We start from the raw sequence: 21542 nt of genomic DNA on the forward strand, positions 1-21542 counted from the left end.
CAATTGCTAATTGCTCGTAATATAGTACTATAAGATTTAATGGCCCCTGGGACCAACCCGTGGGGAACGAGGAAACAGGGAGGAGCGCCGCATGAGAGCCGCATCGGTCGTCATCTTGGCCATCGCGGGCCTGTGTCTATCGGGCATGCCGGGACAGGCGCAAACAAAGTCAGTCGTCCTGAAGGGAGCCACTCTGATCGACGGAGCGGGTGGAAAGCCGCTTCCCGATTCCGTCTTGGTCATTCGCGACGGACGCATCGCGGCCGTTGGGTCCGTAACGGCGGTGCCGGTGCCATCCGATGCCGATGTCGTTGACCTCAAGGGCAAGTCCATCATCCCCGGCATGATCTCGGATCATTCCCATGTGGGTATCGTCAGGGGCCTCAAGGCGAGTCCGGACAACTATAATCGCGACTACATCTTGTCCCAACTTCGACAGTGGGAGGCCTATGGCGTCACCACGATCACGTCGCTGGGCCTGAACGCACCTGAATTCTACGATCTGCGAGCGGATCTACATGCCGGCAAGGCGCCAGGGGCCGACATCTTTGGCGCCGACCGCGGCATTGGGGTTGCGATGGGAGCACCGCCCGTGGCGATCGTTCCCGTCGGCCCGAACCAGATCTATCGCCCGGATACGCCCGACGCAGCGCGCGAAGCGGTGAGGGAGATGGCGGGACGCAAGACCGACCTGATCAAGATCTGGCTTGACGACTTCGGCAAGCTGCTGCCAGTCAAAGTGAAGCCGGAGGTCTATACCGCCGCCGTCGACGAGGCCCACAAGAACGCGCTTCGGGTCGCCTTCCACATCAACGACCTCGAAGATGCTCAGGCCGCCCTGAAGGCCGGCGCTGACATTCTGGCGCACGGCATCCGTGACAAAGAGATCGATCCGCCGACGATCGAATTGATGAAGAAGAATGCCGCCTGGTACGTTCCCACCTTGGCGCTCGACGATTCAAATTTCATTTTTGCCGACAAGCCGCAGGTCTCGGCGGATCCGTTCGTGAACCGGGCACTGGATCCCGCCGTGAAGACGCAATTGGAGGATCCGGCTTGGCAGCAGAAGGTCCATGACGCACCAGCTTCCGAGCGCGCCCGCAAGGCGCTGGCGATGAACCAGAAGAACCTGATGACGCTTTACAAGGCAGGTATCGGCATCGGGTTCGGATCCGATTCCGGCGTGGGCCTGCGTTTCCCCGGCATTGCCGAACATCGTGAGCTCGATCTCATGGTTGAAGCCGGCCTCACGCCGATGCAGGCGCTGACCATCGCGACCAGCGGCGCGGCGAAGCTGCTCAAGCTGGATGACCGCGGTGTCCTGCTAGCTGGCAAGCTCGCCGATCTCGTCGTGCTCGACGCCGATCCATCGGCCGACATAGCCAACGTCCACAAGATCTCGGCGGTCTGGCACCGCGGAAAACCTGTTGCAGGGCCGATCGCAACGTTTGCGCAGCGATAAGGAGAATGGGCGGGGCCGGCGACGCTTGCATGCCGTCCTGGGCCACCCCCCGAACTGTTGGTCCGAAGTCTTGTTCTCGATCATCACCTCGGGAGAAACACATGGGACAACTGACACGACGTGCCGTGCTCGCCGGCGCACTCGCCACCCCCTTTGTTGCCAGGGCAGAGGACTGGCCTGCGGGTCAGATGAAGTTCATCATCCCGTTTCCTGCCGGCGGAACGCTGGACGCTATCGCCCGTCTGGTTCAGCCGGGTTTGCAGCAGAGACTGGGAACGACGATCATCATCGAAAACCGTCCGGGCGCAGCGGGCAGCATCGGCGCGGCGGCAGTGGCGAAGTCACCGCCAGATGGCCGCACGTGGCTGTTCGTATTCGATACTCACGCGACCAACCCGGTGACGCAGCCGAGCCTGCCATATAATTCCGAGACAGATCTGGATCCGGTCATGCTGGTCGGTACGGCGCCGAACATCATTGCCTGTCAGCCGTCACGCCCTTACCAGACTTTGGCTGAGTTGATCGCTGCGTCGAAAGCCAAGCAGGGCGGCTTCGCATTTGCGTCGGCTGGAACGGCGAGTCTTGGCCATCTCACGATGCTGCTGCTTGCCAAACGCTCCGGCGCGCAGTGGAGCCACGTTGCCTATAAGGGAGCAGCCCCCGCGGTGAACGACGCGATTGCGGGACATATTGACCTGATCATCGCAGCGACCACGGTGCTCAACAGCCAGATCGACGCCAAGTTGCTGCGCCCTCTCGCTCAGACCGGCGCAACACGCCACCCGACCCTTCCCGACGTACCGACGCTCGCCGAAAGCGGGTTTCCCGATCTCGTCGCGACGCCTTGGTGGGGACTGTATGCGCCCGGGAAGACGCCCAAACAGATCATCGCGCGTTTCAATACAGAGATGCGCGCGGTTCTGAAGGACGCCAGCGTGACGGGACGGATCAACGCGATGGGGCTGACGGTCGCTGCGAGCGATCCGGACTACATGCGCAACTTTTACGCGGAGCAGGCGCATATTTGGGGGCAGGTGGTTCGAGACAACGGTCTCCAGGCCGAGGGTGGATAGCAGATAGACCATCGCGCGGACCGGTTTTTACATCGTCACCCTACCGACCGGATTATTTGGTGCCGCGTCACGGCGCGGCCGTCCCCGCGGACGTTTCGCCCGAAGCGCGGCTTCCGCGTCCAGCGCGGCCTGGTGTTCCGCCGCCACCTCCAGCTGCTCCAGCACCTTGAGGGTTGCTCTCGCGCCCATGTTGACGTGATTGACGGCAGCCTGCCACGCCGCCTGCGGCTTCCGTGTGATGATCGCGTCGATTATCGCATGGACCTCGACAGCGTTTTCCTTCAGGCGTTCGGGCTGCGACAGAACAATGGGACGAAGATAGCTGAGACGTGCGCGAATGACGCTCACGAAGCCCTTGACGACGCTGTTGGCCGAAACGCTCATCAGGAATTCGTCGAGCTGATTCTTGCATTCGAGCACCTTAGCAACGCTACCTGATTTGAAGGCGCGGTCCAAATCTCGTTTGAGCCGGTGCAAGTCCTTGATTTCGCGCTCAGAGATCCGCTCGGCGGCGGTCCTTGCCGTCAGCCCTTCCAGCATACCCCTGACTTCATAGTGTTGCCGCGCCTCGTCGGGGGATACCCGCGCCACCACGGGTCCTTGATTGGGGATGTTGTCGACGATGCCCTCGGCCTCCAGTTGCCGCAGGGCTTCACGGACGGCAGTCCTACTGACGCCGGTCCATGCACACAGCTCGCCTTCCTTCAACCGCTCGCCTGGTTGAAAGCGGCCATCAATGATGGCGGTGCGCAGATTGCTTGCGACCTGTTGCCGGAGCGGTGCGGCCTTGGCCGGTACGCGCTGGACTTTGGAAACCTTCACGCAGTAATTCCTTGTACTAATTCGGTAATTGGTATCATACAATACTAGTTGATTATCCTGCTGCCTAGCTGCGATTTAGTCTCCTCAGGCTTGAGACGCTCGGACTGACATTGCCGAATATCCAACTTGCACTGGGCGAGAACGAGCCGCGGTCGAAAGAGTTGCCGCCGCACGCGCCTTGCCATCCTTGCTCACCAGGCGTCAAGGTCGGAAAGGGGTCCTGCGGATTGCGGCTCAACGAAGCACGTTCTCGCGGTCCTTTTCGCAGATCGCCGTTCAGGCCCCGCAGACCCATTCATACCTACGATGCCGGAGAGCTCGGCAGCCGCCGCCCTTGCGATGCGTTTGCCCAAGCTAGCTGGCGAATGGGCGAGGAAGAAACCAACGTCTACTGGTGCGCTCTGCCAGGCTCGCATAAGCTGAGTGGCTAACATGTGAGGGCCAAAAATTCATGCGGCAAGCTCGGTTTGACGGTTGGTTGCAGAGCTGTCGCGGTCCCGTCCGCACAAGCCGAACGGCATTTGCTATGTATCAATTCGCCCGTTCATAAGCCATGGACCTACGACAGCTTCGGTACTTCGTTTTCGTCGCGGATCTGAAGAGCATCGCCCGCGCTTCGGCTCACCTCGGCGTAGCAGGCCCTGCCATCAGCCGGTCAATCAGTGCTCTCGAAGACGAACTGCGAACGCCGCTGTTCGACCGAGACGGGAGAGGCATGCAGATGACGGAAGCAGGCCTCATGCTGCACCGAAGCGCATCCCAAATCCTGCGCGACGTGGAGCTTGTTCGTCAGGAGGTCATGGCCGAAGGAAAACACCTGACCGGCGACGTGATTATCGGAGCCACGCCGTCGGTTATCGCCATGGCGGGAGCGGAGCTCATCAGGGCCTGTCGCGAACGTCTGCCTCGCGTTCGTCCGCGCTTACTTGAGGGATATAGCGCTTATTTGCAAAACTGGGTGCTGACCGGCTCGATCGATGTCGCATTAGTCAACGGCCTTCAGCCAGATAGCCCGCGCCTCGTCAGTGAGTGCCTTGCCGTCGAGCGGCTGTTCGCCATCGGGCCACCAGGGATGTTCGCTGGCGATCCGGTCGGCCTTGCGAGCCTCCTTGAACATGCTCTGCTGCTTCCGTCGGCTCAAAATCCGATCCGAAGTTTGCTGGATGCGGGCGCCGCTGGCCTCAATCTCTCCGTATCCACGGTGCTGGAGATCGATTCCGTTACCCTTCTGAAAGACCTCGTGCGACAGGGCCTTGCTCCCGCTGTCCTCCCCTTCGGCGCTGTCAAATACGAGCTCGAGACTGGCGTCTTGAGCGCCAGCCCCATTGTCACCCCCGAAATCAGAAGCGATCTGGACCTCATTTACCTTGCCGATCGTCCGCCAACGCGAGTGGCATCCGAGGTGATCGACATGCTTCTGGAAATCCTACGCCAGATCGTTTCCAAAAAGGAGCCGAATGGTTTCGTCGAGATCCGGCATCGCGCCAGCGTCCGCCGCAAGGCAAAGACGTAGCCAAATCGCCGACAGCCAGAAGCGCGTGCCCACATAGCTCGATAGTGTCCACTGCTCGTAAAGGCCGGTGCGCAACACTCGAAACGAGGCAATGGTACCGGAGCCAAAGGCCATCATGGGTGTTAAGCGCTGGCGACTTCGCAATGAAGGCGTGATCCCTTTGTCGGCCTAACTGTTTCTGCGCGTTTGAGATGGGGCGTCTGAGGTTGACCTTCGCCAAACCGTCGCACGGATTCCGGCCGCCGTGAACGGCAGCAACTCCAGCCAAGGCTCAATTTCCCAGACCGTGATCTTCACTGGCCTTTCCGCGTCGGAATTGTGGGGCAGGCAGGGGTCAATGTCGATTTCACCAAGCGTAAGTTTCATGTTCATGAGCGCGCCGACGAATACAATCAGCTCGGCCGCCCGAAATCAGGCTCGGAGGAGCGTTCGTCCCATTGCCGCCGATCGCATTCAATGCGTTGCGTGAATGGAGGCTGCAATGTCCCAAGCCCGATCTCGGATCGGTGTTTCCAGTCCGGTGAAGGACGTCGAGATCGTCACCCGCGATTACATGGTCAAACGGGGCCCTGTGACCGGTGCAAATCGCCGCCGGTATCACCAAGTTAGGTAAGGCTCCAACGAGAAGGCCATGGACGCCGCAAAATATCCGGGCTTCACTCTCTTTCGGCACTTCTTTGCGAGCTGATATATAAACCGCAAGGTTGATGGCGGGCTTGAATTGCGGCGCCTAAGGTGGTCCAGGAGCGGCTCGGCCATTCGGTACTGGGGCAGTTGGATTGTGACGCCATTAGAGTGCGTCGATGGCAGTTTCGATAGGGAGGAAAAATGTTCGGGACCCAATCGGACTTTCTATGAATTCCGCTTCTTTCCAAAAAGCGGCAGCCTTCTCATCGATCGCGTGTACCAGGATGGCGCGAATACCGATCGTTTCAGATGCGTGAACGATTTGGTGGAGGGCATGTTGAAGCAGGTCTTGGCCGAGCCCCTTGCCCTTGTAGGTAAGATCTCGCGCCAAGCGGCCTATAATGGCTACAGGTACGGGATTTGGGAGTCCGTGCCTTTTTATGGGCGGCTTGGGAATTGCAGCCCTCTCAACACTTCCAGAGGCGATGCAGTAGTAGCCTACGACCGAATTGCCCTCGCAAACAACATAGGTGCGAGCAGTCTTGCCCTCGCTGTCGAGGGCGCGATTCTTCAACCAATCGGTCAGGGCTTCATTACCGCAATCAAAGCGGCTAAAGTCATGCGTCGGCTTGAGAAGCGTGGGGGAGGTTATGCCCGCACGCTTCCTCGGATGTTCGATTACTTCTGCCAAAGCGGCTTACGCTTCATCAGTGCCTTCAACTTGGTCCCGGCCGGAGGCGGGTTATCAAGTGCATTCAAGAAGGCATCGTGCTTCTCTGGATCAAGGACAAATAACCTTTGGTCCAAAAGCACATCGATGGCATGTTGCCGCGCACTATCCAGCATGAATTCGCTAAGCGTCTTGCCCACCGCCACTGCAGCGGTATCGATCAAGTGCTTTACCTGTGCGGTAGCGCGAATGTGGATATTGGTTTCGCTCCGGACGCGGCGCGACCTTACTCGCGCCGCAGGGCGCTGTAGTGCTGCTTCCATTGCGGTTACTCCTCACTTCTTATGAAGCGTTATATTGCATTCGTGTACACAATGTCAACACGGTTCGAATGGTTCCGAAGAAACTATCCAAAAAAGGGCCGAAGAGGACATAAGTGACCAATGGATCAACCGAAACGTTCACATAACCCAACTTAACTCCCCAAGTCGATTCTCAACGGGCGAGGTCCCTGGCAACGGTCGGAAAACCAAAAGCGGAAAAAACCCAGCTGCGGTCGAGCGGGGTCGCCGCTTGCTTGGTCAATGCCAAACTAAGCCGCTGTCGGCGTCTCAAATGATTGGACATCCCGGCGCAGATGTCGTCGATCGGCGACATTCTAAAATGTTGTCAAACGCTGACATTTCCGATTGTCAGCGAACGGCGACACGGTAATGTAAGCGATCGCTGACATTTGGATGTTCCATGCTCACACGTACCGCAGCCGATCTTGGCGCCGTCATCCGCGACCGGCGCAAGCGCCTCAAGCTCGATCAGTCGACGCTAGCTAAACAGGTTGGTGTCAGTCGCCAATGGATCATCGAAGTCGAGCATGGCCACCAGCGCGCAGAACTCGGGCTCATCCTTCGCGTCCTTGATGCTCTCGGCATCAAGCTCGATGCAGACAGCAATCTCTCCTCGGGCCACGCCGCCCCGAAGTCCGCCGTCGATCTGGATGCCATTGTGGCGAAAGCCAAGAAAGGCAAGCCATAATGGCCGAGCTCATTGCACTCCTTGAACGAAGTCGGTCGCGTCCGTAGTGATGCACGCGGCCGGCTGATCGTCGACGTTGGAAATCAGTGCATTGAACGTCATGCGTCGAAAAAGTTCTTTCGCATCCTTTCCCGGCTCCTCCGTGACCCGGCGCATCTCTTCCGCCATCAACACATAGGACCAGCGATCGCGCATCTCGACGGCTTCATCAGCTCGCAAACCGGTTAGCCCGCTGATCATCCGCGAACGCAAATATCCCTTGCCCGTCTACGTGCGATCAAAGCGCTTGACGAGAAGAACGTCCTTCGCTGCAAACCTTGGCCAACTCGAGCATCGCGCGTTCGACGCGAGTGTTGTTCCAGCGGTCGTCCGGACGATTGAACTTTGCGATCCAGAATCCGTGGTCATCTTCGACGACAGCTTTCGGACGGGCTCCGCCCATGGAGGTGCCGAGCAGCATCCAGTCTCGAACCTGGGCGCCTTCCTCGGTTTTACATCTTCCTAGAGCATCAAGGCTTCGGCGATTTCCTGAAGCTTTGCAAGTTCGAGCGTCTTGTTGAATTTGCGACGTGGTGCCGGAGGTTGTTGACCAAGTCCAAACCAAGCGCCCCTACGCCGTCGTCGGCTGAATTCAGCAGATAGTCGAGTTCGCCAAGCTGGGGAACCCCGGCATGCTTCTCGATGACGCGGCGACCCCAATAGTCCGAGCTTGCATCGCGTAACGCGCCAAAGACCGCCATTCAGTCGGCCTGTTTCGTAAGTCTCATCCGATAATTCAAGCTCGATAGGATCAATCGCGACCGCATCTCCGTTTGAGAGGTACAACTTGCCGTAGACGAAGCGAGCCAATGCATTGCCACGGCGATCCTTAGCGAGCTAGAATCGGGCCGGCGGTTATCGGTTCGGTCTGACACGGCAGCGTGATGTAGACGAAGCATTCGGTGTTGCTTTAGAAGTCATTGTCGAGCCCTCCGGACTTGCGCGCCCGCTTGCGTTCCCGCGTCGCTTGCAGAGCAATCCCTTCCCTGTCCTTTGAGGGGTCAGCGAGTTCTTCGAGGGGCTGGAGCATATCGTAGAGCCACAGCAGCCCGGCATACACCACGATACCCGTCGATGCTTTGCCCTTTTCGGCGTCCATAACAGCGCGCACGCCCGTTCCAATTCTGCTGGCTGCGTCCTGCATGGTCATGTTGCGGCGGATGCGTGCAGTACGCAGATCCGCTCCCAATTGCGTGAGCGTCCGTGACACCGGGTAAGGGGGCGCCTTTTGAAGTTTGTTGGTTGCTACCATGCTCTTGAAGGCCATTAAGCAGATTATTATGCTCTTAAGAGCATACAGCAATTTCCTGCAGTTTGCCATATTTTGCTTTTAAGAGCGCTTTATGTGCGATAATTTGCTCTCAAGAGCACTTATTCCATTTTCTAGTGCCGTAAATATATCAACGGGATATGTAACCAAAATATGCAGCTATTAGTTGTGAAAGTTCCTATGATAATCTATTTGGGAAGCTCTTTGACTCGTCAGGGGCAGCCATTTGGGACCAGCACCGAGGGTGCCGCCAGTCACGACTAACCAGGCGGGTCGGAATCCAGAAACATGTCTGGAGCCAACAACGAACAGCTTCGTCCGCCGCCGAGCTGGGACAAATTCGAGGAAATCTGCGCGGATCATTTTTCGCGCATCTGCAAGGACAACCAACACGACCGTGCCGGGCAAGGCAACTCGGCGTCGATGACTACGGCAAGGATAGCGGAGCTGATGCGAGATGAAGCGTGAGTTGACCTCCGAGATCGTCACGCGCGTTGTCAAGGAGGTGCGAAGCACTAATGTTGTTGCTGGTCCCAGCCCTGCGCAGGCACCGACCGGTCGGTCTGATCCACTGGACAACGGCTGACGGAAGCGCTCGAGCGCGACTACGCTGCGCGTTGCGAACCCCTTCTCCAGCAATCGGTCTTTCCCGAACTCCACAAACGAGACGAGCTCCCGCCGCTCCTTCCGATTTGCTGGAAACGAAAGGCAGGCCGCGTACGCTTCTCCCGGCACAGACGCTCGCGTCCGTGAATCAGTCGCAGAGATCCAGGCTTCGCCATCGTCTCCGGATCTCTCGCGAAATACGGCCTTGCTGACTTTGTCGCGTGACAGATTGGCCCTCCCAGGCTTGTCACCGTACGCATCAAGACTCTGGAGAAGAGGCTGCTTAGATGGGCACGGAACGGGAGGAACTCTTCTCACACGATGATCAAGAAGGGGGCGTCGGGCACGCCGCCGCCGCAGCAGGCAGCCGCGGGCGGAGGACTAATGCTCCCTTAAAGCTGGATTGCCCAAACGGTAATTCGGCTGTCACCCCATAGTCGCTAATCCTACCAAATCCTGAATTTGGAGGAGCGGATGCGTTTAGGCGCCGATATTGGGGGAACTTTCACAGATATCGTCCTGGTCGACGATGAGACCGGTTTATTTCGGCTCGGTAAGGTCCTGACAACTCCAGATCAGCCTGACAATGGCGTAATCAATGGAATTAAGCAGGTCATCAACGGTGATGCAGGCCAAGTTTCGCATGTTGTGCATGGGACGACGCTTTTCACCAACGCGCTGATCGAGAGAAAGGGGGCGCTGACCGCTCTCGTCACGACCCGCGGATTCCGCGATGCCGTCGAAATTGCGCGCGAGCACCGCTACGACATGTACGACCTTCGGCTGCGTCGTCCCGCCCCGATTGCCCGGCGGCGTCACCGGTTTGAGATTGCCGAGCGAATTCTGTCGGATGGAACAATCCGCCAGGCCCCCAACGAAGACGACGTCGCGCGCATCGCCGAGGAGATGCGCAGAATAGGCATCGAAGCGGTTGCCGTCAGTCTCATCAACGCCTACGTTTGTCCGGATCACGAGCGCATCGTTGGCCGCATCCTACGGGAAAAGCTCCCCGGCGTTGCGATAACTCTCTCCAGCGACATCTCCCCGGAAATCAGGGAATTCGAGCGTTCGACGACGGCGCTCTGCAATGTCTATGTCAAGAGCATCGCCGAGAAATATCTGACGCGGCTCGAAGCGCGTACGCGCGACGAGCTCAGCGATGCAGCCGGTCTTTATGTGATGCAATCGAATGGCGGTCTGCTCACCGCCAGCCAAGCCATCGAAGCGCCGATCCGTCTTGTTGAGTCGGGACCTGCGGCCGGCGCGTTGGCTGCGGCACATTATGCCAAGTCACTCGGACTTTCAGACGTGCTCTCTTTTGACATGGGCGGCACCACCGCCAAGGCCTGCCTCATCGTCGATGGCGAGCCTCTGCTGGCCCCGGAATTCGAGGTCGATCGGCAATATCAGTTCAAGAAAGGCAGCGGTCTCCCAGTCAAGGTGCCCGTCATCGAAATGATCGAGATCGGCACGGGCGGCGGTTCGATCGCGCAGATCGATGCACTCGGCCGCCTCAAGGTCGGGCCGCATAGCGCCGGATCCGTGCCAGGACCTGCCTGCTACGGGGCGGGCGGGGAACGACCAACGGTCACTGATGCCGATCTGCTGCTCGGTTACCTCAATGCAGGCTTCTTCCTCGGCGGAGATATGAAGCTCGACAAGACCGCCGCAGAACGTGCCATTAACGAACAAGTCGGGGCCTCGCTTGATCTCGACACGATAGCCGCAGCCTGGGGAATCCATCAACTGGCAAACGAAGCAATGGCTTCTGCTGCACGCATCCACGCCATCGAGCGGGGGCGCACCATTTCCCAGTTTCCGATGTTTGCGTTTGGTGGCGCGGGGCCGGTTCACGCCTACGGCGTCGCGCGCGTCCTGAAGTTGCCGAAGATCATCTATCCGTTCGGTGCGGGCGTCATGTCGGCCGTCGGCTTCCTCACCGCGCCACTGGCATTTGACTTTGTGCGATCAAGCCCGGCACGGCTGGAACAACTGGATTGGGGCGCAGTCAATCGGTCTCTCAAAGAAATGGAGGAGGAGGGGCGAAGCCGTCTTGCTCATTCAATGGGTGATCGAGAGGTCTCGTTCCGTCGCTGGGCCGATATGCGCTACCGCAAGCAAGGCTTTGACATCCGTGTGCCGATTCCCTCCGGTAAACTTGGGCCAGACAGCATCGCGGAAATCACCGCTTCGTTCGAGCGGGTCTACACCGAACTCTACGGACATACCGTACCCAACACGCCAATCGACGTGATGTCATGGCGAGTGGTCGCATCGGGGCCCAAGCCTGACTTCAAGCTACCGGTCAATACGTCGAAGTCCGACGGTCCACTCAAGGGCTCCAGAAAGATCTACGTCCCTGACGCAGGACTCATCGACGTGCCGGTCTACGACCGTTATCGCCTTGGAGCCGGTGATCGCCTGCAGGGGCCAGCCATCATCGAAGAACGTGAATCGACCGTTGTTATCAACGGACCCGGCGAAATTAGCGTCGATCAGAACCGTAATCTCATTGTCGATCTCGAGGTGGCCCGATGAGCGCCAAGGAACTGGACCCCATTACGCTCGATATCATGTGGGGGCGGCTCATTGCCGCCGTGAACGAGCAGGCCGCGGCCCTGATGCGTTCGTCCTTTACGTCCATCGTCCGGGACGCCGAAGACCTTTCTGCGTGCGTGTTCGATCGCCGCGGCCGGATGGTGGCCCAATCGGTCACGGGCTCGCCGGGGCACATCAATTCCATGGCGACAGGAATGGAACACATCTTGAAGACGTTTCCGCTGGATACGCTCCAGCCCGGGGACGTCATCATCACGAATGATCCTTGGATTACGGTCTCTCAGCTTCACGACATCACGATTGCAACGCCCGTATTCCACAATGGGCGAGTCGTTGCGCTTTTTGCAAACTGCTGTCACGCGCTCGATATCGGCGGCAGGGGGCTGTCGTGTGATGCCCGCTCCGTCTATGAGGAGGGTCTCTTCATCCCGATCATGAAGTTGCATTCGAAAGGAGAACCCGTCGAAGCCGTTTATCGGCTGATCGCGGCCAACGTGCGGACCCCCGATGAAGTGATTGGCGATATTCATGCACAGATCACCGCGAACGAAGTCGGAGCAAAGCAGCTCAAGTCTTTCCTCGAAGAGTTCGATCTTGCGGATATCGAAGGGGTGGCAGACGCCATCGTCGCGCGCACCGAAAGGGCGATGAGAGCCGCCATTACGGCTCTGCCCAACGGATCGCATCCGTTCAAGATCACCATTGACGGGTTCGACAAGCCGATCGAGATTCAGGCCAAGGTCACTATCAAGGACGATGAGGTCATCGTCGACTATGAAGGGTCTTCCTCAACGGTTGATCTCGGTATCAACGTCGGTTTCAATTATACCGTTGCTTACACCACCTATGGCGTGAAGTGCGCAATTGCGCCAGACGTGCCCAATAACGCCGGTTCGTTCACGCCGATACGCACGATCGCCGCCGTCGGGTCAATCCTCAACGCTCAGCATCCTGCTGCCGTCGCTGGCCGTCATACGGTCGGTCACTTCCTCCCTTCAGCCATCATGGGCGCGTTGTCAGGTATCCTGCCGGATAAGGTGATGGCACCCGGCGCCGACAGTCTCTGGAATACGCATATCAGCGGCTTCGATAAGCGCGACAATCAGTTCTTCTCGTACACTTGGTTCTCTACCGGCGGAACTGGCGCCCTCAAGGGACTCGATGGCCTCTCGGCCACCTCCTATCCAAGCGGTGTCGCCGGTGTGCCCGTGGAAATCATCGAAGCTTTGACGCCTCTGGTCGTACGGCAAAGAGCGCTTCGACCTGACTCCGGCGGAGCCGGCGAACATCGTGGTGGCTTGGGCCAGACAATGGAAGTCGAGGTTCTGACCGAGAAGCCCTATCTCTTCTCAGGCATGTACGATCGATGTCACTATCCAGCACCAGGTTTGTACGATGGCAAATCCGGCGCGACCGGTTCGATCGCCAGTTCGAATGGCGAGGAGGTCCGCCCCAAGCTGAGCCGCATGTTGCCGCCAGATACGGTTTTAACGCTCTCGCTACCCGGCGGCGGCGGATTCGGTGACGTTAAACGTCGGGACCGGGAGGCGATCCTCAACGACGTGCTGGACGGTTACGTAACGCCGGAGGCGGCGAAACGTGACTACGGCTTTGAATACACTCCTCCTCACAAGTAGCAACGGAGCGCTTGATGCCGATCCAATCCCGCTTTGTCCTGATTGCTTCAATGGACGTCGATCCTGCGCACGAAGATCTCTTCAACGAGGTGTACGATGGGGAACATGTCCCGCATCTCCTGAAAGTGCCAGGGGTTCACAGCGTTACGCGCGTCAAAGGAGTTCCCTTCGCGTTCGCCATTGCCAACGGCATCAAGGATATGCCGGCGCCCAAGCCGATCTATACGGCCATTTATGAGATTGACCATCCGGACGTCTTGAAGAGCGCCGAATGGGCAAAGGCAGTCGAGGCGGGCAGATGGGCAAGCGAAGTGAGGCCGCATACCCGCAATAGGCACCACGCTGTCTATCAGAGGCAATCCACTAGCCCATAGAGCACAATCACCAATCAAACGTCGTGACGCTTGCCGGGGCGCCAACGACGGGCAGATCAAATGATAACGCGCAGGAGATAGGGATGACGACAAGCGCAGAGACGACATTGACGCCGCAGCTCGACACTGTCGGCCCAAGCACGGCAGGAAAGATGACGCGGCTTGCACTCGCCAGCATGGTGGGTACCTCGCTGGAATGGTACGAGTTCGTAATCTACAATTCCATGGCAGCTCTGATCTTCAATAAGCTCTTTTTCCCGTCATTTGATCCGATTGTCGGTACAATTCTTGCGTTTTCGACTTATGCCGTAGGTTACATCTCGCGTCCCATCGGCGGAATTATCTTCGGTCGCCTCGGAGATAAGGTCGGGCGTCGTGCCGTCCTCGTCTATACGCTCGCTTTGATGGGCATTTCTACCCTGGCGATGGGCTTGCTGCCTACGTACGGGAGCATCGGAATCGCCGCGCCCCTGCTGCTCGTTAGTCTCAGGACCATTCAGGGCATCGCGCTCGGTGGCGAGTGGGCTGGCGCCATCCTTCTTTCCGTGGAGCATGGCAAGCCACAAAATCGCGGGCTCAATGCGTCGTGGACGCAAGTCGGCCCCTCTGCCGGTACTCTTCTCGCCGCAGGGGCCATCGCCGTCACGACGACGCTGCTGAATGAGGCCGATTTCCTGTCCTGGGGCTGGCGCCTTCCGTTTCTGGCCAGCACCGTGCTGGTGTTCTTCGGATTCTGGATCCGCTGGAGCGTTGAGGAAACACCCCACTTCCATCAGCTGCAGGCCGGCCATGCGACGACCAAGGCGCCGGTTGCCGAGGTCCTGAGGGACCATTGGCGCAACCTGTTAGTGGCCGGTAGCGTTCGAATCGGTTCGGACGTGGTGTATGGACTGCTTGCCGTATTCACCTTGACGTATGTCACTCAGAAGCTGGGTTTGAGCCGCACATTGGCCCTGACCGCTGTTCTGATCGGCGCCGGCGTGCATGCCATATCCGTTCCCCTGCTTGCGGCGCTCTCTGACCGGATTGGTCGACGCACTGTCTATGGGCTCGGTGCTCTGGCATCTATCATCGGCAGCTTCCTCCTGTTCGGCTTGTTCGATACAAAATCACCAGCCATCATCATTGCCGCAGTTTCAGTCGGCATGGTGTTTCAAGCCGCGATGTTTGGTCCGCAAGGTGCTTTCGTCACTGAGCAGTTTCCAACACGTGTGCGATACACGGGGTCCTCGCTCGCCTACACCTTCGCAGGTGTCCTCGGTGGCGGTTTTGCCCCGCTGATCTTCGCCACCTTGTTGAGAGAGTATCCCGACACGTATGCGATTCCAGCCTACGTGACCGGAGCCCTCGTCATCACGCTCATTGCTTTGTTGGCAGCAACGGAAAAAGCCGGCCGCGAGATCGATTAGCCACCTTGTGCGATTTGGCGCCGCACATTTGCGATGCGGCGCCAGATCGCCGGATTGACCGGATGTGAACCATGAACGTCAAAACCGCGCTTGCCAGCGTGCCAAAGCCGCCTTCCGCTCTCATTGAAGCCTTCAAAGATGCCCCCACTTCGGTCATCTCGGACAATCTCGACCGATTGGCGGGTGCTGTTGGCTTGAGGCCATTCCATCGTTCCGGACGGTTGGTCGGAACGGCTTTCACCGTGCGGACGCGTCCTGGAGACAACCTCGCAATTCACAAGGCGCTTGAACTGGTCGGCCCCGGGGATGTCATCGTCGTGGACGGAGGCGGCGACGAGACGCGGGCACTGGTGGGTGAGATCATGAAGAATATCGCAGAAGAGAGGGGAGCTGCCGGCTATGTAATCGACGGCGCCATCCGAGACGTCGCGGCCTTCAGCGGTTCGGATTTCCCCTGCTTTGCCCGCGCAGTGACCCACCGCGGCCCCTATAAAAGTGGCCCAGGCTGCATCAACGTGCCAGTGTCGATCGGTGGGTCACCGATCGCCCCTGGCGACATCGTCGTTGGCGATGAGGATGGCGTTGTATCCTTTCCGGCCGCGATGGCAGATTCCCTGATTGAGGCTGTTCGTGCCCAGATCGCGCGCGAAGAGGAGACCATGAAGGCTATTCGCGAGGGGCGTTACGAGGGCTCTTACGGACGGTAGTAACCAGAACCAGAGGACGACATGACTGACCAGAAAAAGGAATTTCACAATCTTGATACACCGGATGACGGCTTGCTTCGCGAGCTGGCGCCCGGACTCACCACGCGCATCTTTTCGGGCGAACACGCGATGCTCTCGGTGGTGAGCTTCGCACCGCACGCCGAAGGCGTGCTCCATCATCATCCTGAGGAACAATGGGGCGTGCTGCTGGACGGCACTGCCATTAGGATTCAGGGAGGGGAGGAGATCCCTGTGCGCAAGGGCGACTTCTGGCGTACGCCCGGCAACGTCCCTCACACCATGCGAGCTGGTCCCGAGGGCGCCCGTGTGCTCGACATCTTCAGCCCACCCCGGCCCGAATATAAGAAGCCGGGATCCGGGTTCGGACAGACTTAGCCAGTGGCCTGGCTCTTGCTGCAAAGCGAGAGCCAGCTTTGCCCGTTAACGCTTCAAAGGGAAAGCCGTGCCGGAAAACCGTGAACTGGCCTTGGTTCGGTTGCCGTCACAAGTTGATGGCGTCGAATTGAACCTGTCAGCGATTCATCGCGCCGGAAAAGCGGCGCCAATCGTCTTCCTGCACGGCTTCGGATCTACCAAAGAAGACTACGCTGACATCGTGCGCCACGAAGCTCTCGCGGCGCATCCGTTTCTCGCCTATGACGCACCGGGTTGCGGAGAGACGTATTGCGCGGATCTATCAGACATTTCAATTCCGTTCTTGTTAAAGACTGCGCAGCGCGTAATCGAGCATTTTAAGCTCGACCGATTTCATCTCGTTGGCCACTCCATGGGTGGTCTGACGGCACTTCTGCTCGCGCACAAGTATCCCCAACACGTACTCAGCTTCGTCAATATCGAGGGAAACATTGCGCCCGAGGACTGCTTCCTCAGCAGGCAGATCTTGCAATTTCCGGAGCAGAACGTGGAGCGGTTCTTCGCCGATTTTATCGACCGAACCCGGCATATGCCAGCCTATGCCAGCGCGCTCTACGCTTCCAGTCTTCATCACAAAGTGAGGGCGGCTGCGGTACCTGGAATATTCCGCTCGATGGTCGATCTGTCGGACAGTGGAAAGTTGATGCAAAAGTTTATCGGCCTTCGCTGCCCGAAGATGTTCATGTACGGCGAACAGAATGCGACGTTATCCTATCTCGGCCTGCTTCGCACAAATGGCGTACGCCTTACCGAGATTCCGGCGTGCGGCCATTTCCCGATGTATTCCAATCCGATCGCCATGTGGACGCAAATTGCAGCGTTCCTGGCTGACGTTTAGAGGTCCCGGCGATCGCTAAAGCGCTCACCGAGGCTGTGCGCAATGAGGCCTTCGGCGGCTGAACGCGGGGTTGCTATTCGAGTGGATTCATCAGCAAGATCGTAATGAGCAAAGGAAGCGTCACTGCCGACAAAAGCGTGCCTAAAGCAACCGCAGCAGACGTTGAGTTCGCCAGCAATTTGTACTGCGTGGCGAACAGGTACGCATTGGCCCCTGCCGGCATGGCCGCAAATAGAACGATGACGTCGCCAACCAAGGGCGGCAGATGTAGAACGGGAAAGGCCAGCGTCCAGGCAACAAGGGGCATGATGATGAGCTTCAGAAAGCACATGACCGCGAGGCTCAGTGCTTCTCCGCGGAGTTCGAATCGCATAAGGCCGACCCCCAGCGCGATCAGAGCTGCCGGAGACCCGGCTTGAGCGAGTTGCTCGCAAGTCCGATCTACCAGCGAATTCAGTCCTGCCCCGGTCATTCGCCAAAAGAAGCCAGCTGCAATCGCGATTATGATCGGATTGCGCAAAAGATCTAACAGGAGGCGAAGCACAAGTGCCCAAATCGAGGCGCCATCTTTCCGCTCGATCCAGGCGATCTGAAGTGTTCCGCTGAGCCATAACAACGGTGTGTTAATGGCAAGGATCAGCGCCATTGGCCCCGCCGCCTTCGGACCGAACGCCGTGAGCGCGAGCGGAATACCGAGCATCGCTATGTTGCCGTACACAGCGCTCGTGGCTGCGACAACGCCGGCCGCGGGCGTCACGCGAAGCAGGCGTGCCGACAGAGCTAGAGCGGCGATCCAGGTGAGGGCGACAGCGCCATAGTAGGCGCCCCATGCCAGCAAAGGATTCATAGCAGGAAATTGCGAGATGACGATGGTCCGGAAGAGAAGCGCTGGTATTGCAATCGAGAATGCGAACTCGGAAATGCCCTTCTGCGCACCTTCTGAAACCAGTCCGCTAACAGCTGCGGCGTAGCCCACAGCAATGAGCCCAAAGGTCGGAGCAACGATCGCAAGTACATTCATATCGGGGTTGACGAGCAGACTGATTGTGATGCCGACGATTAGTCCAGACCGGCGCCGCGGTCCACCCGAAATTCAATAGGCAGTCTGTTTGAATTTCGATGAAGCGCAGCGAGCGAAAAAGCGGTGAGGTGCACCTCGCTCTCGACCGCCTGGCACGCGGCTTCGTTCCAGCAGCAGACTAACTTCGATGTCGAGGCGCATGCGCATCAGCTCGCGCTAAGGCCAGTCGTGGCATCCTGGTGAACTTGGCGCGAGGATGCGCGCGCATCAGCCGCCTGATTGCGAATGGCCAATGTCTTCTCCTTGTAAACGATACGGTCAAGATTTGATTAAGAGTCTAAAAGGGGCAGATCCGATTTAGCAGGCCGATCAAAGTGGATCGCTCCGTTTCATTAAGGGGAGCAAGCATTCGGCGGTTATAGGGCGCCGTGAGCCGGACGGCGTCCCTCATCAATTTCTCGCCTTTCGACGTCAATGTGATCTCAATCGCACGCCGGTCGATTTTGGACCGGCTTCGCTTCACCAGACCCGCGTCCTCGAGCTGGTGCAGAATTTTTGTCAAATTCGGGAGTTGAAGCCGCAACAGTGCTGCGATGCTACTCGGAACGACCCCCGGGTTGTCCCGCACCAGCATGAGGATTGCGTAGGTCGCAGGCGTCAGTCCGAGCTCGGCGAAGGTCTCATAGAAGCCGTCGAAGAACTTCAACTGGATCAATCGGATCACGAAGCCCGGGACGTTGCGAAGTGCGGCCAAATCGAGCTGCTTCTCTGCCGCCGTTGTTGCTATTGTCATTAGCTCCCCTGGGTCATCCACGTTCGCATCTATCATGACGCATGCCGAATTGACATCGCCCAATATACTTATAAAATATAAGTATTATGCGGCTGAGACCGCAACGGTAGCCGGGAGGAGTATCCATGAGGGTGACAAGCCTATTGGCGACGTGCGTCTCCTTGCTTGCGCTGATTTGCGGATCGGCCGATGCGCAGGAAACGGTGAAGCTCGGCGTTCTCAATGACCAGTCCGGAGCATTTGCAAGCTATCAGGGCATTGGGTCCGTCATCGCGGCTCAATTGGCTGTCGAGGATTATGGCGGAAAGGCTGGCGGCAGGCAGGTCGAAGTCGTCAGTGCGGATCACCAGAACAAGTCGGACACCGGCGTCAACATCGCGCGTCGCTGGTATGAGAATGAGGGCGTCGATGCAATCTTCGACGTCCCCAACTCGGCGATTGCGCTGGCAGTCGCGGGGATGAGCGCCGAAAAGAACAAGGTGTTCGTCGGCTCTGGCGCCGGTACGGCATTGTTGACTGGAGAAAAGTGTACGCCGAATACGGTGCACTGGACTTACGACACCTATGCTTATGGCCGCGGGCTCGGCAAGACCATCGTCGAGCAGGGCGGCAAAAAGTGGTTCTTCATCACGGCCGATTATGCCTTCGGCCACGATCTGGAGAAGCAGGCGTCCGAATCGGTCAAGGCATCCGGGGGACAGGTCCTCGGAGCCGTCCGTCATCCCCTCGGGACGGCCGACTTCGCCTCGTTCCTGCTGCAGGCGCAGGCTTCCGGCGCCGACATCATCGGTATCGCCAACGCCGGCGACGATACGATCACTTCGATGAAGCAGGCCGCCGAGTTCGGCCTGACCAAAGATCACAAACTGGTCGGTCTGATTCTGGGCATGAACGGCATTCCGTCTCTCGGGCTGCAATTCGCCCAAGGCGCCCAAATCATGAATCCGTTCTACTGGGACCTCAACGAGGCCACCCGGTCCTTCGCCAAGCGCTTCTCGGAGCGCATCCCATCCAAGGCCTATCCCAACGACATGCAAGCCGGCGTCTACGCTGGCGTCATTCACTACCTGAAGGCCGTCGACAAGGTCGGTGGCGCGAAAGACGGTAGGGCGGTCGTTGCCGCCATGAAGGAGCTTCCGACCGACGATTCCTTGTTCGGCAAAGGTTTCATCCGCAAGGACGGACGTAAGATCCATCCGCTCTATCTCCTCCAGGTCAAATCGCCCGACCAGTCGAAATCCAAGTGGGACCTCCTGAAGGTTGTCGGGATCATCAAGGGCGAAGATGCCTTCAGACCCGAGAACGAGGGCAATTGTCCTCTCAGCAAACAATAAGTCGAGGGGCCGCCATGAGCCAGTTTGCTTCTACTCGGATCGATCCGTTCGCTGATGAGGTGCTGAGGGATCCGTATCCGGCGTACCAGACCTTTCGCGAACTGGGACCGGTGTTCAGGATCGAGCCGTACGACATCTGGGCCATGGCGCGGTATGAGCAGGTTGATTCCACGCTCAAGGATTGGCAGACCTTCATCAGCGGAGAGGGCGTCGGCCTAAAGGGTATGAACCCAGCGCTGCCCCGGCCGATGACGCTACAGATCGACCCGCCCGATCACGAGAAGGGACGCCGAATCCTCGCCCGGACCATGTCACCGGGCGTAGCGAAGAACCTGCGCGACACCTTTCAGAAGGAGGCCGAGAGGAAAATCGGCGAGCTCGTCGAGCGGGGGACCTTCGACGCGATGACAGATCTGGCCATAGCTTATCCCCTAAAGGTGTTCCCCGACGCCATTGGCGTCTCAGAGGAGGGACGCGAGAACCTGCTTGCCTGGAGCACGTTCGTCTTCAACAGCTTCGGACCGGATAATCACATTCTCGCCAGATCTCGTGATCCAGGGCTGACCGCGCAGAAATGGATCATGGACCGTTGCGCACGCAGCGCGCTCAGACCCGATGGCATTGGAACGATGATCTACGAAGCTGCTGATGCAGGTGAGATTACTGAACACGAGGCCACGCATTTGGTCCGGCCATTCCTAACTGCGGGTGTCGACACGACGATCAATGGACTGGGGAATACCTTGCTTGCACTCGCAAGCCATCCAATGCAATTCGCCAAACTACACGAGCGCCCGGCACTCGCCCGCAATGCGTTTGAGGAAGGGCTACGCTATGATTCACCTGTGCAGACCTTCTTCCGCACCACCTCGCGTGAAGTGGAAATGGCGGGCGATATCATACCAGCGAGGACCAAAGTGCTGGTCTTCATGGCATCCGCCAACCGTGATCCGGCTCGTTGGCAAGAGCCCGAGCGCTTCGATGTGGAGCGACCTGTAACAGGACATGTGGGCTTCGGCTCCGGCATTCATGCTTGTGTGGGCCAGATGATCGCACGCTTGGAGGGTGAGTTGGTTCTAACGGAACTTGCGAAGCGGGTAAAATCAATTGAACTCATTGCCGAACCCGAGCGCATGCTAAATAACACCCTTCGGGGGCTCAAAAGTATGCCAGTCCGCGTGACTGCTGCCTGAGCGACCAATGGTGGCACTGTCCGATCTTGAGACCACCATCATCGACAGAGCAATTCCCATGCTACCAACTAGGGTCGGCCGCGAGGCGGGCAAGCCGCAGTTGGTTTGCTGCCCTGTTCAACAGCGTA

General features: G+C 58.4%; 23 protein-coding genes. 14 read left to right on the forward strand and 9 right to left on the reverse strand.

The features are described from left to right. The first annotated feature begins 91 nt into the window (after positions 1–91). Both L6637_RS25925 and L6637_RS25930 read left to right on the forward strand, forming a co-directional pair. The gene (locus L6637_RS25925) at positions 92–1462 is read left to right on the forward strand and encodes an amidohydrolase family protein (protein WP_128930081.1); all 1371 of its coding nucleotides are present in this window, start codon (positions 92–94) and stop codon (positions 1460–1462) included. 101 nt (positions 1463–1563) lie between these two features. Beyond that, on the forward strand, positions 1564–2535 hold the full coding sequence (locus L6637_RS25930; protein WP_164933595.1) for a Bug family tripartite tricarboxylate transporter substrate binding protein: 972 nt from the start codon (positions 1564–1566) through the stop codon (positions 2533–2535). Positions 2536–2562: 27 nt separating this feature from the next. On the opposite strand, the gene L6637_RS25935 is transcribed toward L6637_RS25930, so the two are convergent. Further along, positions 2563–3357 (reverse strand): GntR family transcriptional regulator, encoded by a 795-nt coding sequence (locus L6637_RS25935; protein ID WP_128930083.1) that lies wholly within the window; start codon positions 3355–3357, stop codon positions 2563–2565. A 553-nt stretch (positions 3358–3910) separates the two neighbouring features. On the opposite strand from L6637_RS25935, the gene L6637_RS25940 reads away from it, so the two are divergent. Further along, positions 3911–4870 carry a LysR family transcriptional regulator gene (locus L6637_RS25940; RefSeq protein ID WP_128930084.1) on the forward strand — a complete coding sequence of 320 codons (960 nt, stop codon included), beginning with the start codon at positions 3911–3913 and terminating at the stop codon, positions 4868–4870. Positions 4871–5660: 790 nt separating this feature from the next. On the opposite strand, the gene L6637_RS25945 is transcribed toward L6637_RS25940, so the two are convergent. Both L6637_RS25945 and L6637_RS25950 read right to left on the reverse strand, forming a co-directional pair. Then, a complete protein-coding gene (locus tag L6637_RS25945; protein ID WP_128930085.1) occupies positions 5661–6188 on the reverse strand; it encodes a GNAT family N-acetyltransferase in 528 nt (175 codons plus the stop codon). Continuing rightward, positions 6176–6490, reverse strand: coding sequence for a type II toxin-antitoxin system TacA family antitoxin (locus L6637_RS25950; RefSeq protein WP_128930086.1), 315 nt, complete (start codon positions 6488–6490; stop codon positions 6176–6178). Before L6637_RS25950 ends, L6637_RS25945 begins: the two co-directional genes overlap by 13 nt. Positions 6491–6911: 421 nt before the next feature. On the opposite strand from L6637_RS25950, the gene L6637_RS25955 reads away from it, so the two are divergent. After that, positions 6912–7199, forward strand: a complete 288-nt coding sequence (locus tag L6637_RS25955; protein WP_128930087.1) for a type II toxin-antitoxin system Y4mF family antitoxin — start codon at positions 6912–6914, stop codon at positions 7197–7199. Between the two features lie 9 nt (positions 7200–7208). Here L6637_RS25955 and L6637_RS25960 read toward each other — a convergent pair whose 3' ends face one another. From L6637_RS25960 to L6637_RS25975, 4 genes are all read right to left on the reverse strand, one after another. Beyond that, positions 7209–7439, reverse strand: a complete 231-nt coding sequence (locus tag L6637_RS25960) for a hypothetical protein (RefSeq protein WP_188637393.1) — start codon at positions 7437–7439, stop codon at positions 7209–7211. 37 nt (positions 7440–7476) lie between these two features. After that, positions 7477–7659 (reverse strand): hypothetical protein, encoded by a 183-nt coding sequence (locus L6637_RS25965; protein WP_188637394.1) that lies wholly within the window; start codon positions 7657–7659, stop codon positions 7477–7479. A gap of 49 nt (positions 7660–7708) precedes the next feature. Further along, complete coding sequence (locus L6637_RS25970) at positions 7709–7939, reverse strand: hypothetical protein (RefSeq protein ID WP_188637395.1); 231 nt, start codon at positions 7937–7939, stop codon at positions 7709–7711. A gap of 209 nt (positions 7940–8148) precedes the next feature. Continuing rightward, positions 8149–8505 (reverse strand): XRE family transcriptional regulator, encoded by a 357-nt coding sequence (locus tag L6637_RS25975; RefSeq protein WP_232995558.1) that lies wholly within the window; start codon positions 8503–8505, stop codon positions 8149–8151. 291 nt (positions 8506–8796) lie between these two features. Here L6637_RS25975 and L6637_RS25980 point away from each other — a divergent pair, with 291 nt between their 5' ends. From L6637_RS25980 to L6637_RS26015, 8 genes are all read left to right on the forward strand, one after another. Beyond that, entirely contained in the window at positions 8797–8976 is a 180-nt protein-coding gene (locus L6637_RS25980; RefSeq protein WP_128930088.1) for a hypothetical protein, read from the forward strand. Positions 8977–9588: 612 nt separating this feature from the next. Further along, positions 9589–11652, forward strand: a complete 2064-nt coding sequence (locus tag L6637_RS25985; RefSeq protein ID WP_128930089.1) for a hydantoinase/oxoprolinase family protein — start codon at positions 9589–9591, stop codon at positions 11650–11652. Further along, positions 11649–13310, forward strand: a complete 1662-nt coding sequence (locus L6637_RS25990) for a hydantoinase B/oxoprolinase family protein (RefSeq protein WP_128955152.1) — start codon at positions 11649–11651, stop codon at positions 13308–13310. Before L6637_RS25985 ends, L6637_RS25990 begins: the two co-directional genes overlap by 4 nt. 14 nt (positions 13311–13324) lie before the next feature. Then, positions 13325–13684, forward strand: coding sequence for a DUF4286 family protein (locus L6637_RS25995; protein ID WP_128930091.1), 360 nt, complete (start codon positions 13325–13327; stop codon positions 13682–13684). A gap of 83 nt (positions 13685–13767) precedes the next feature. Continuing rightward, on the forward strand, positions 13768–15093 hold the full coding sequence (locus L6637_RS26000) for an MFS transporter (RefSeq protein WP_128930092.1): 1326 nt from the start codon (positions 13768–13770) through the stop codon (positions 15091–15093). 71 nt (positions 15094–15164) lie between these two features. Further along, on the forward strand, positions 15165–15800 hold the full coding sequence (locus L6637_RS26005; RefSeq protein WP_128930093.1) for an RraA family protein: 636 nt from the start codon (positions 15165–15167) through the stop codon (positions 15798–15800). Between the two features lie 21 nt (positions 15801–15821). After that, positions 15822–16196, forward strand: a complete 375-nt coding sequence (locus L6637_RS26010) for a cupin domain-containing protein (RefSeq protein WP_128930094.1) — start codon at positions 15822–15824, stop codon at positions 16194–16196. Positions 16197–16263: 67 nt separating this feature from the next. Next, positions 16264–17073 (forward strand): alpha/beta fold hydrolase, encoded by an 810-nt coding sequence (locus tag L6637_RS26015; RefSeq protein WP_128930095.1) that lies wholly within the window; start codon positions 16264–16266, stop codon positions 17071–17073. A 73-nt stretch (positions 17074–17146) separates the two neighbouring features. Here the strand turns inward: L6637_RS26015 and L6637_RS26020 are convergent, their stop codons facing one another. Together L6637_RS26020 and L6637_RS26025 are read right to left on the reverse strand one after the other, a co-directional pair. Beyond that, positions 17147–18094 carry an AEC family transporter gene (locus tag L6637_RS26020; protein WP_128930096.1) on the reverse strand — a complete coding sequence of 316 codons (948 nt, stop codon included), beginning with the start codon at positions 18092–18094 and terminating at the stop codon, positions 17147–17149. Between the two features lie 337 nt (positions 18095–18431). Beyond that, on the reverse strand, positions 18432–18923 hold the full coding sequence (locus L6637_RS26025; protein WP_237864937.1) for a MarR family winged helix-turn-helix transcriptional regulator: 492 nt from the start codon (positions 18921–18923) through the stop codon (positions 18432–18434). Positions 18924–19012: 89 nt separating this feature from the next. Between L6637_RS26025 and L6637_RS26030 the strand changes: the two genes are divergently transcribed. Both L6637_RS26030 and L6637_RS26035 read left to right on the forward strand, forming a co-directional pair. Next, the gene (locus L6637_RS26030; protein WP_128930098.1) at positions 19013–20221 is read left to right on the forward strand and encodes an ABC transporter substrate-binding protein; all 1209 of its coding nucleotides are present in this window, start codon (positions 19013–19015) and stop codon (positions 20219–20221) included. 14 nt (positions 20222–20235) lie between these two features. Then, a complete protein-coding gene (locus L6637_RS26035; protein WP_128930099.1) occupies positions 20236–21414 on the forward strand; it encodes a cytochrome P450 in 1179 nt (392 codons plus the stop codon). Positions 21415–21542 lie beyond the last annotated feature (128 nt).

It is taken from the genome of Bradyrhizobium zhengyangense (assembly GCF_022012435.1).
GTDB lineage: Bacteria > Pseudomonadota > Alphaproteobacteria > Rhizobiales > Xanthobacteraceae > Bradyrhizobium > Bradyrhizobium zhengyangense.

What these genes read in the sequence shown, in the direction of transcription:
- L6637_RS26020 (WP_128930096.1), bottom strand. Translation starts at nt 18,094, where the DNA reads ATGAATGTACTTGCGATCGTTGCTCCGACCTTTGGGCTCATTGCTGTG.
- L6637_RS25965 (WP_188637394.1), bottom strand. Translation starts at nt 7,659, where the DNA reads ATGCTGCTCGGCACCTCCATGGGCGGAGCCCGTCCGAAAGCTGTCGTC.
- L6637_RS25940 (WP_128930084.1), top strand. Translation starts at nt 3,911, where the DNA reads ATGGACCTACGACAGCTTCGGTACTTCGTTTTCGTCGCGGATCTGAAG.
- L6637_RS26005 (WP_128930093.1), top strand. Translation starts at nt 15,165, where the DNA reads ATGAACGTCAAAACCGCGCTTGCCAGCGTGCCAAAGCCGCCTTCCGCT.
- L6637_RS25990 (WP_128955152.1), top strand. Translation starts at nt 11,649, where the DNA reads ATGAGCGCCAAGGAACTGGACCCCATTACGCTCGATATCATGTGGGGG.
- L6637_RS26010 (WP_128930094.1), top strand. Translation starts at nt 15,822, where the DNA reads ATGACTGACCAGAAAAAGGAATTTCACAATCTTGATACACCGGATGAC.
- L6637_RS25930 (WP_164933595.1), top strand. Translation starts at nt 1,564, where the DNA reads ATGGGACAACTGACACGACGTGCCGTGCTCGCCGGCGCACTCGCCACC.
- L6637_RS25955 (WP_128930087.1), top strand. Translation starts at nt 6,912, where the DNA reads ATGCTCACACGTACCGCAGCCGATCTTGGCGCCGTCATCCGCGACCGG.
- L6637_RS26025 (WP_237864937.1), bottom strand. Translation starts at nt 18,923, where the DNA reads ATGATAGATGCGAACGTGGATGACCCAGGGGAGCTAATGACAATAGCA.
- L6637_RS25985 (WP_128930089.1), top strand. Translation starts at nt 9,589, where the DNA reads ATGCGTTTAGGCGCCGATATTGGGGGAACTTTCACAGATATCGTCCTG.
- L6637_RS26035 (WP_128930099.1), top strand. Translation starts at nt 20,236, where the DNA reads ATGAGCCAGTTTGCTTCTACTCGGATCGATCCGTTCGCTGATGAGGTG.
- L6637_RS25980 (WP_128930088.1), top strand. Translation starts at nt 8,797, where the DNA reads ATGTCTGGAGCCAACAACGAACAGCTTCGTCCGCCGCCGAGCTGGGAC.
- L6637_RS25975 (WP_232995558.1), bottom strand. Translation starts at nt 8,505, where the DNA reads ATGGCCTTCAAGAGCATGGTAGCAACCAACAAACTTCAAAAGGCGCCC.
- L6637_RS26000 (WP_128930092.1), top strand. Translation starts at nt 13,768, where the DNA reads ATGACGACAAGCGCAGAGACGACATTGACGCCGCAGCTCGACACTGTC.
- L6637_RS25925 (WP_128930081.1), top strand. Translation starts at nt 92, where the DNA reads ATGAGAGCCGCATCGGTCGTCATCTTGGCCATCGCGGGCCTGTGTCTA.
- L6637_RS25970 (WP_188637395.1), bottom strand. Translation starts at nt 7,939, where the DNA reads ATGGCGGTCTTTGGCGCGTTACGCGATGCAAGCTCGGACTATTGGGGT.
- L6637_RS26030 (WP_128930098.1), top strand. Translation starts at nt 19,013, where the DNA reads ATGAGGGTGACAAGCCTATTGGCGACGTGCGTCTCCTTGCTTGCGCTG.
- L6637_RS25995 (WP_128930091.1), top strand. Translation starts at nt 13,325, where the DNA reads ATGCCGATCCAATCCCGCTTTGTCCTGATTGCTTCAATGGACGTCGAT.
- L6637_RS25960 (WP_188637393.1), bottom strand. Translation starts at nt 7,439, where the DNA reads ATGATCAGCGGGCTAACCGGTTTGCGAGCTGATGAAGCCGTCGAGATG.
- L6637_RS25950 (WP_128930086.1), bottom strand. Translation starts at nt 6,490, where the DNA reads ATGGAAGCAGCACTACAGCGCCCTGCGGCGCGAGTAAGGTCGCGCCGC.